The following is an 8,830-nucleotide window of genomic DNA, read 5'->3' as shown; positions in this document are numbered from 1 at the left end:
GCTATTGTCTATCATAAATGACTTTGCTGATGCCCTAAATGCCACAATTTATAGCGACAGCTTCAAAGCTTATGATGGCTTGGTTGATTTCGGTGCAAAGGAACATTACCGAGTGAAACACTCTAAAAACGAGTTTGCAAATGGGCGAAGCCACATAAACAACATTGTGAATTTCTGGGTTTTTGCAAAGGCTAGATTAAGTCAGTTTCACGGCATTAAAAGGGAATTTTTCTATTTGCACTTAAAGGAAACTGAATTTAGATATAATGTTAAAGTTAAAAATGAAAATTTGTATAAAATTTTGTTAAAATTGATTAGGAAAAATCCTATAAAATTTTAGCTAAAAGTATCAATCGCCTAAATTTTTTATTTATTTTGATTTTAAACAAACCCATTTTAAGCACTATAAATTCAAGTTTTTAGCAAAAATATCTTTGATTTTTAACAAAATTTTACACAATTTAACTTAAATTCAAGCCCTTGATAAGTTCTAAGGATAAGCTACTTTTTCAAAAAGGGCTTGATTTTATCACGCAACTTTGTCATTTTTCTAAAATAAACCTTATTTGCAAAAGTAGCTAATTTTTAGTTCTAAAAAGAATACAAAGTAAGCTTCAAGTTTAAGCAAAAAGATCGCTTTTTTTAAATAAACTGCCCATGCCAAAGGAAACTAGGCTTTAAACTTCTTTATCACTGTTAAAATTCAAAGTTGTGAATTTTTGCTTTTTAAAAGCTTCTCAATTACGCTTAACACCTTATAAATCCTCATTTAAAGCCTATAAAACTCTCAAAATTCGCCCACTTAAAAAAGCTCTCAATGCGTTTAAAGCCAGCATTTTCAAGCATAGCAACATTTTCTTTTTCCGTGTAAGGCACAAGGACATTTTCAAGGGCTTCTTTTTTTTTGGCTATTTCAAGGCGCGTATAGCCTTGCGTTTGCTTGAAACTTGCGTAAATGTCAATCATAGTCTTTGCCAAGAGCTTATCCTCAAAGAGAATTTTCTCACTCATTACAAAAAAGCCTCCCTCATTTAGGCTCTCATAAATTTTTTGCACCAAATTTTGTCTTTGTGGGGGGCGGATAAATTGCAAGGTGTAATTAGAGATGAAAATATCGCTTTTAATAAGCTCAAACTCGTTTAAATCAGCCTCGATAAATTCAATATTAGCTCCAAAAGCCTCACTTTTACGTCTTGCATTTTCTATCATAGCAGCTGAGTTATCCACCCCAACTAGCCTAAAAGAAGGATTTAATCTATAAAGTTCAAGCAGCAAGGAAGCAGTAGAACAGCCCAAATCACAAATGCTAGCCTTGTTTTTAGCAAGGCGGTGTATGAGGCTAGAGATGAGGGCTAAATTTTGCTTGTAAAAAGGCACAGAGCGGCTTATCATATCATCAAAAACCGAGGCTACCCTTTCGTCAAATTCAAAGAGCCTTTGAAGTGGCTCTTTAAAAAGCTCATCTTTCATCTTTTTCCTTTGTTGTGTTTAAAAAATTCAAGCCCCTTTGAGCTTTGCGTAAAAGCTTTAAACTTAGCTTTTGGCTAAAAAAGCCTTGCTTAAAACTTTTGCAATTACCCTTTGGCCGAAGGTATTGTATAAATTCACGCTCTCCGTGAGCCTTGCTTAAATTCACACTTGCCCTTTGAATTTTACTTGAAAACCTTCATAAGCCTTCTTTTAAGGCTAAAAGGGCATTTTCGCAGTCCTTTTGAATTTGAGCCTTTAAGGCTGATAACTCATCAAAATGCTTGTTTTCTCGCAAAAATTCTTTAAAAATTAGAGTGATTTTTTCGTTCTTATTTAATTTTAAATTTGCAAAGTTTTCATCTAAAATATGGCTTTCAACGCTGAATTTTCCATCCGTTGAGCGAAGTCCTATAAAAGAAACGCTTTTAAAAATCTGCCCGCCAAGCTCACACAAACTAGCCCAGACTCCGTTTTTTGGCAAAAAATAATTCTTGCTGTCTAAATTCAAGGTAGGCACTAGCTCTTTGCTTCCCAAGCCTTGTCCGCTAATGACAGCACCTTCTACTGCGTAATCTCTACCTAGCAAGATGTTTGCAAGCCTTATGTCCCCACTTCGCAAAAACTCTTTAATTTTTTTAGAATGCACGCTAAAACCCTTAAATTCAAAATCTGGCACGATGATAGCCCTTAATTTACTCATTTTTTCAATGTCCAAAGCCCCGCCTGCTCTATCCTTGCCAAAGCGAAAATCCTCACCCACTACGACTGTGTTTAAATTCACAAACTCGCTTTGCAAAAGCTCTAAAAAATCCCTTGCACTAAACTCTTTTATGCTTTTAAAATCCACAAAAATCAGCTTAAATTCACAAAGCTCGCTCATTTTTTCCTTTGGCACCAAGCGGTCGTTTTGAAATTTATCTATGACAAGCAAGGCTGAATTATGAGGTTTTAAATGCTTTAAAAGCTCTTTATGCCCTAAATGAAGCCCATCAAAGCAGCCAAGTGCTAGAATTTCAATGCTTTGCTTTTGAGTAAAGGTAAAAATACTCGACATTTCCTTCCTTTCCTTTGAGTTTAGACTCTCTTGTATCTAGCAAAAGCCAGCCCAAGTTCGCACACTCTTTTTCAAACTCGCTTTTTGCTTTATTTATCGCTTTTTCATCTTTGACAACCCCATTTTTGTCGCGTTTTGCGTAAATTCCTACCTCAAATTGTGGCTTAAACAAAACTAAGATTAAATTATAAGCAAGTTTGTCAATATAACAAAGCACCTTTTTTAGCGAGATAAAACTTAAATCACAGGTGATAAGCTCGAATTTTTCATCGCTTTTAAAGTCTTTTATGTCTGTGTTTTCAATGCTTTGCACCTTTGTGTCATTTTTTAAGGCTAAATCAAGCTGATTTGAGCCTACATCAAGGGCGATTACCCTTAAAGCCTCATTTTCTAGTAAAATTTGAGTAAAGCCTCCCTTTGAAGCGCCTATATCAAGGCACACTTTGCCTTTTATATTTAGCTCAAAGTCCTCCAAAAAGCCCCTTAATTTTAATGCTGCCCTGCTTGCATAAATCTTGTCATTAACTGTTAGGCTTAGCTCTTTTAAATTCAGCAAATCCTTCTCATTCAAAGGATTTAGGGCTAAATTTTTTACATTAAAAGAGGGCTTTAGGGCTTTTGAGTTTAGTAACACTTTTTTGTTTTCTATAAGCTCTAAGGCTTTATTACGCGAAATGCCAAGTTTTTGGGACACAAAGCTATCAAATCTCAAGGCAAGCTCCTTTTTAAGGACTTTTTAAGCTCGTCCTTTTCCTTTGAAAGCCACCAAATGCCTATTTCAAGGGCGTTTTTATCTAAAAGCTCTTTGAATTTAGCTAAATTAGCCTTGTAAAGCTCGTTTTCTTTTTGTAAGCTGCTTAAATCAAGCTCGCTCAAAGGTAGCTCAAGGTTTTTAAGATACAAAGAAATTTTTTCTTGATATTTTGGCTTGACATTAAAGCTCTCATTATAAAAAATCACAGCCAAAAGTCCAAAAATTAGGCTTAAAACTAGGCTGAATTTATTTTTAAGCGTAAAGCTACAAAGCAGGGCGAAAGAACTGCAAAGCACGAAAAAATTCACAAAATCAAAGCCAAAGATAAGGGCTTTTGCCCAAAAATTATCAAGCCAAAAAAGCATAAAATTTTTAAATACAAGCACGAAATGCAAGGCTTGAGAGAGGGTGTCTAGGGGGGTGAAGGCTGAGCTTTTATACATATCAAGGTAATTGTTTATGTAAAAAAAGGCGTCCATTTTTTCCTTGAAAAGTGTTTGCAAAAGAGCGTAAAAAAAAGCCGTGAAAAAGGCAGCCACAAGCACCACTCGCAAGGTGTTGTAAGGGTTTTTGCGAAACTGAGTGGCAAGGGCTTTTTTGCTTAGTAAAAAAAGCAAGGGAAAGCCTAGAAACAAAAATGCCAAATCCAAATGGCTTGCATACATTAAATTCAAGGCTATTGAGGCACTTGCAAAAAGGGCTATGCAAAAGGACAGGGCAACTAGTAAGGAATTTTTGTTTGTTAGGCGGTAAAATAGGGCGTTTTTATTAAGCGTGGCTTTTTTGATGATATTTTTCCTAGCCCATAAAATTAGAAAATTTTCCTTGTAAAGGGCGTAAAAGGGTGCTAATAAAAAAAGGCTAGCAAGGTGCGTTTTTTGCCAAAGCAAAACAAAGCCCAAAAGCCCTAAAATCGCAAGAAGATGCATTTTTGCCCTTGTTTAGTATTTGTTTTAGTAAAATTTTATTAAAACAAAGTAATTTTTGATAAATTTTAGCCTTAATTTTTCAAGCACTCCTTAATAAGTTCTATAATCCTATCAAATTCAGCAAAAAGATCTCCACTCATATCAATGTCAAATTCTTCTCCATCAAAGATAATTTTAGAGTTTGCACTATCACACAAAACTTCTTTGTCATTTATAGTAAAGTGCGGTTGCAAGGGGTATTGATTGCCGTATTGTTCCTCATTGCTTTCATATTCGCTTAAATTTTTAATTTCCTTGTCTTTGCAATACAAATAAAAGCCATAATCAAGCAAATTTCTTACATTTGTAAAGCTTTTTATGCCCGGTAAAAGTTCGACCTTGCCATCAATAAACCTAATCCTACTCGTTTTTTGAAAGCTTAGTTTTTTTAAATTAAGAAACTCAAATAAGCCTTTTCGTTTTATCAAAAGCTGGTCATACCATTCTTTGTTAGAAAGATCTGCATCATTTATAAGATCTTGCAAAATCTCCATTAAATTCATCTTTTGGGATTTTATTATTTTATCAAGTAATTCTTTGAAATATGGCTTTTTTTCATCATTCTTTTTGCCACTTAGTAGCCAGTTTAATGCTTCTCTGTCTCTATAAATCTCACCGCAATAATTTCCATAAAAATAATTTGTCGCCCAAAATCCATAATGTCCCACACTTAAAAATGCTCGTTGAAAAAGTGGTAAAAATATCCTATCTTGGTCTTTATCCTTGTTAATCTCATATAAAATTTGCATAGTTAATTTGCTGTATTTACAAAACTTTTCAAAGTCTTGTGTGTTATCATAACTAAAATCTAGTAGATAATCCACCCAGCCCACTAATATAGGATGTTTGCTTGTGGCATTTAGTATTTCCTCCCAATTTTCACCACCCTTGCGACTTGATAAAATAAGTTTTGCCTTGCGTGATTCTAACTCATAAATATCCTTATGGAATTTATGCGTAGAATTTTGTGCTAAAAATTCATAGATATTGTTATATCCTTTTGATAAAATCTTAAAAAGCTCAAAAAATGAAGTGATATGCTCGTCATTATCAAGCCTATGATTTTGTATCAAATGCTTGCATACTCGCAAATAATCCTCTAAACTTTGTGTGTTAATGATTTTATTTTTAGATTCTAATGCTAAAAATATCGTGGCATAAAAATAGCAAATTTCAGTATAAGTAAGCGAATCCTTTGCATTTTTAAATGAATCAAAATCACTAAATGCCAAAAATCCACTTTGTTTAAACACTTGCTTATAAGTCTTATATAAATCCACTACACTATCAAGCAATTCAATGTTTTTTAGATTTTGTAAGGGCTTGTAGAAATCATCAATGGCGTGATTTGCCGAATCTATCAAATCTTTAATTTTATCATTTTTTGCCTCGCTATTTAATAAGCTAAAAAATATATTTGCATAGTGTAAAAATACAATTCCACGTTTATCAAAGGCATTAGGATTTTTTGGATCAAAAAACATATCCGCCCATTTGTTGTCGATATTGCTCCAAAGGGTGTGAGCCTTAGCTTCATTAGAATTTGATTCAATATATGCTTTTAAGTTTTCGCATTTACTCAACTGTTTTCCCCTAGCGTTCATTTTGATATAAAGCTCTTCTCCTAGTTCAAACTTGCCCATATCGAAGACATAAAAGCTAATGTTGTCTAAATTTTTAATAAAATTTTCCAACTTTGTTTTATTATTTATCCTTTCATATATTAAATCAAGCATATTAAGCATTGCTTTAATGGTAGGGTCGTTTCTTAGATTTTGTTCTTTTTCAAACTCGCCACCCTTATCAAGTATAGCCTTGCTTGGATTTATATCTAAATCAAAATCCTTTTTTAGTAAATTTTTACAAAAATTTTTAGAACTATCACGCACAGCGTAAGAAAATTTTTCTAATGCTTTGGCGATAAATTCTAGCTTCTTAGCCTTTTTGTAAAGATAAAAATGTAAAAGCCATAAGGTCGTAATTCTTTGCTGTCCATCAATATAGTATAAATTTCTCTTTTTTATTATAGCCATATATAAAGTCAATATGAAGCGACTTTTTATCATTACAAAGCACGGCAAAAATTGCATCTAAAAATTCCTTTGCCACCTTTTCTTGGCATTTGCGTCCTTGTGCATAGTCTCTTTGTAGCATTGGAATTTCGACATTGCGTTCGTTTAAAAATTTCGTTAAATTTAATATTTTATTCATTTGTTTTCCTCGTAATATGTGAATTTATTTAGCAAGTCTTTTAAAAACTCTAAATACGCTTCTTGATCGTCTTTATTAAAAATATCTTTGTGGCTGCAATTTAAATCACCTAAAGATTTATCAAAAACCTTTTGTGTTAAGATGGGGATTAACTTATATTCTTTGCCTAGTTGTTCTATTTTCTTGCGTTTTTTGCTAAAAATGAGATTGGCTAATTTTGCATTAGAGTCTTTATCTAGTAAACTAAGATTACTAATTTTATGCAGTGAATTGTTATCTTTAAAATCTTGATCAATCTTAGCTAGTAGTTTTTCTAGATTTTTATCATATTTTAGCTTAGGTGCTGTGTTAGATTCTAGTATGGATACAACTTCACTTATTTCTCTTTGTAATTCTTTGCTTTCGATGTAGTCTTTTGTTTCATTAAGCCAATCTTTTAATGCGTCTTTATCACCATCCTTTATGGCTGTTTTAATGCTACGTGAATTTTGTGCATAGATATGTTCTAGGCTCCACTGTTCTAAGATAAAACGGTTGAATTCAAAGTATTTATTACTTGATTCATCATTGATTAAAAATTGTAAATTTGCTAGTAGAAGTAAGGCGTGGATCTCTTTTTTGTCATCCTCTCTATAATCTAAATCATCAATGTTTTCAATAGAATTTTTCATACTACGACAAATTGTTTTAAATAAGTTTTTAGCAAAGCTTTCTTTGCTTTTATTGCAGTCTTTCCATAGCTTGTAAATGTTTGAGATTTTTTCATTATTTTGGGTTAAAAATCCAATATAGTGGAAAATCTCTCTATCAAGTTGGCTTGTACCCTTACTTGCAAATCCTTGAAAACTATTTACGCAAGATTCTAGTTCTTGCCATTTATCATCTAGTTTTTTGTCTGCATAATTTTTATAAAAATATTTAAGCAATTTTTCATCTTCTTTTTGTGGGGTAATCGCACACAAATACACTTCAATACGCGAAAGATCATCGCTTAATATGTAAGGTTTTATATTTGACATAATGTCGTTTTTATCTATATTTGCTAAGACACAGTAGCGAAAATCTCTTTCCTCTCTCAAAGATAGCTCTGCTTCATACCAAAACTTTGCCCTTTCTTTTATATCATCTTCGTTTAGATTTTCGTTTTTACTCAAAAATAATGCCTTTATATTTTCTGCTTCTTGTAAGGGAATCTTGCCTATATTTAGCCTACGAAACACTTCATTTTCACTTTCATCTTTGCTAAGCTCATACCATAAAATTTGGCAATCTTCTAGTAATGTGTTTGTGAATTTTTCCTTGTTAATTTTGCTATCACTGAAAAAATTTTTTATTGTTTGATAGGCTTCATAAAAGTGGTAAAAATCTATATTGTTCGTTTCGCTTTTGCTTTTAGACTCTATATTACATAGAAATTCTCTTGAATCTTGCTCTTCATTTTGCCTTGTCTCATAAGCAAGATTAAACAAATGCTCGTTTTTTAAAAATTTCACAATCAAAAATATAGTAGTAAGCCTTTGTTGTCCATCGATTACATTATATCTTTTGTCATTTTTCTTTACAACTATGGGTTGCAAACAATAAAAACTATCTTTATGCTCTGCGTTTGCAAAATCCCAAACATCCTCTAAAAGAGCATTTATTTCCTCTTTGCCCCATCTATAACCCCTTTGGTAATTAGGAATAAAAAAGTTTAAATTCTCTAAATCTTTCAGTGCTTTTAACCCTTTGTCTTGTTGCATAATTAAACTCCTTAATTTTACAATTTTTTCATACATTGATAAATTTAACAAATTTTGTCAATAGTGCTATAATACTACCATATATTTTTATGCTAGCCTTAAAATCTCTTTAAGTGCCAAATTAACACTTTTAAAATTTGTGTGAAAATTCACAACTTTTGTGAATTTTAAATCAAAAATTCACACAATCCATCGCCCACAAAAAAACCAAAACGCTCAAAAATAAACTTTGAATTCAGCTTTGCATTAAATTAGCCTTGCCACAAATTCACCCCTGCATTTTAACCCACTCTTTTGCTATGCGAACCGCGTTTGTGGCAGCTCCCACTCTTATTTGGCCGGTTACGCACCATAGATGCAGCACATTTTTGCGGCTTATATCAGCTCGAATTCGCCCCACATAGGTTTCGTTTGTGTTGCTCGTGTAAAGGGGCATAGGGTATTTTTTATGGCTCAAGATACTTTAATTTTATACAATATCATTTTAAAGTATGGAGAATAAAATGAAAAACAAATATATGATTCATTCCCAAATTGTCTCAAAAGAAATTTAGGGAAATTTTGAAGTATTTCTGCCTTGATTTAGAGGAGAAAAAATCGCAGAAATTTGCAAAATAACTCGTGCTTGTGC

Annotated in this window: 9 protein-coding genes and 1 pseudogene; 1 reads left to right on the top strand and 9 read right to left on the bottom strand. The window is 32.6% G+C overall.

Annotation, left to right across the window (positions count from 1 at the left end; translation table 11 throughout):
* Positions 1 to 340 (top strand): transposase (locus tag DMC01_RS11240; protein ID WP_142694302.1); only part of this gene is annotated, 340 nt, incomplete at its 5' end.
* Between the two features lie 425 nt (positions 341 to 765).
* Here DMC01_RS11240 and cmoA read toward each other — a convergent pair.
* From cmoA to DMC01_RS11205, 9 genes and pseudogenes are all read right to left on the bottom strand, one after another.
* Complete coding sequence (gene cmoA / locus DMC01_RS11235) at positions 766 to 1,470, bottom strand: carboxy-S-adenosyl-L-methionine synthase CmoA (RefSeq protein ID WP_142694301.1); 705 nt, start codon at positions 1,468 to 1,470, stop codon at positions 766 to 768.
* Complete coding sequence (locus tag DMC01_RS13800) at positions 1,460 to 1,636, bottom strand: hypothetical protein (RefSeq protein ID WP_185908897.1); 177 nt, start codon at positions 1,634 to 1,636, stop codon at positions 1,460 to 1,462. Before DMC01_RS13800 ends, cmoA begins: the two co-directional genes overlap by 11 nt.
* Positions 1,637 to 1,666: 30 nt before the next feature.
* Entirely contained in the window at positions 1,667 to 2,524 is an 858-nt protein-coding gene (locus DMC01_RS11230; RefSeq protein ID WP_142694300.1) for a bifunctional riboflavin kinase/FAD synthetase, read from the bottom strand.
* Positions 2,484 to 3,236, bottom strand: a complete 753-nt coding sequence (gene tlyA, locus DMC01_RS11225) for a 23S rRNA (cytidine-2'-O)-methyltransferase TlyA (RefSeq protein ID WP_142694299.1) — start codon at positions 3,234 to 3,236, stop codon at positions 2,484 to 2,486. The genes DMC01_RS11230 and tlyA overlap by 41 nt, the downstream gene beginning before the upstream one ends.
* A complete protein-coding gene (locus DMC01_RS11220) occupies positions 3,233 to 4,207 on the bottom strand; it encodes a hypothetical protein (RefSeq protein ID WP_142694298.1) in 975 nt (324 codons plus the stop codon). Before DMC01_RS11220 ends, tlyA begins: the two co-directional genes overlap by 4 nt.
* A 71-nt stretch (positions 4,208 to 4,278) precedes the next feature.
* A complete protein-coding gene (locus DMC01_RS11215) occupies positions 4,279 to 6,279 on the bottom strand; it encodes a GmrSD restriction endonuclease domain-containing protein (protein ID WP_185908896.1) in 2,001 nt (666 codons plus the stop codon).
* On the bottom strand, positions 6,242 to 6,457 hold the full coding sequence (locus tag DMC01_RS13795; RefSeq protein WP_185908895.1) for a hypothetical protein: 216 nt from the start codon (positions 6,455 to 6,457) through the stop codon (positions 6,242 to 6,244). The genes DMC01_RS11215 and DMC01_RS13795 overlap by 38 nt, the downstream gene beginning before the upstream one ends.
* Positions 6,454 to 8,199, bottom strand: coding sequence for a DUF262 domain-containing protein (locus tag DMC01_RS11210; protein ID WP_142694297.1), 1,746 nt, complete (start codon positions 8,197 to 8,199; stop codon positions 6,454 to 6,456). The genes DMC01_RS13795 and DMC01_RS11210 overlap by 4 nt, the downstream gene beginning before the upstream one ends.
* Before the next feature lie 268 nt (positions 8,200 to 8,467).
* Positions 8,468 to 8,650 (bottom strand): annotated as a pseudogene (locus DMC01_RS11205) (Asd/ArgC dimerization domain-containing protein); the annotation flags it as partial.
* Positions 8,651 to 8,830 lie beyond the last annotated feature (180 nt).

Source organism: Campylobacter troglodytis (assembly GCF_006864425.1).
Classification (GTDB): Bacteria; Campylobacterota; Campylobacteria; order Campylobacterales; family Campylobacteraceae; genus Campylobacter_D; species Campylobacter_D troglodytis.
The sequence above is the reverse complement of the archived record's forward strand: the minus strand, read 5'-3'. Positions and strand labels throughout refer to the sequence as shown.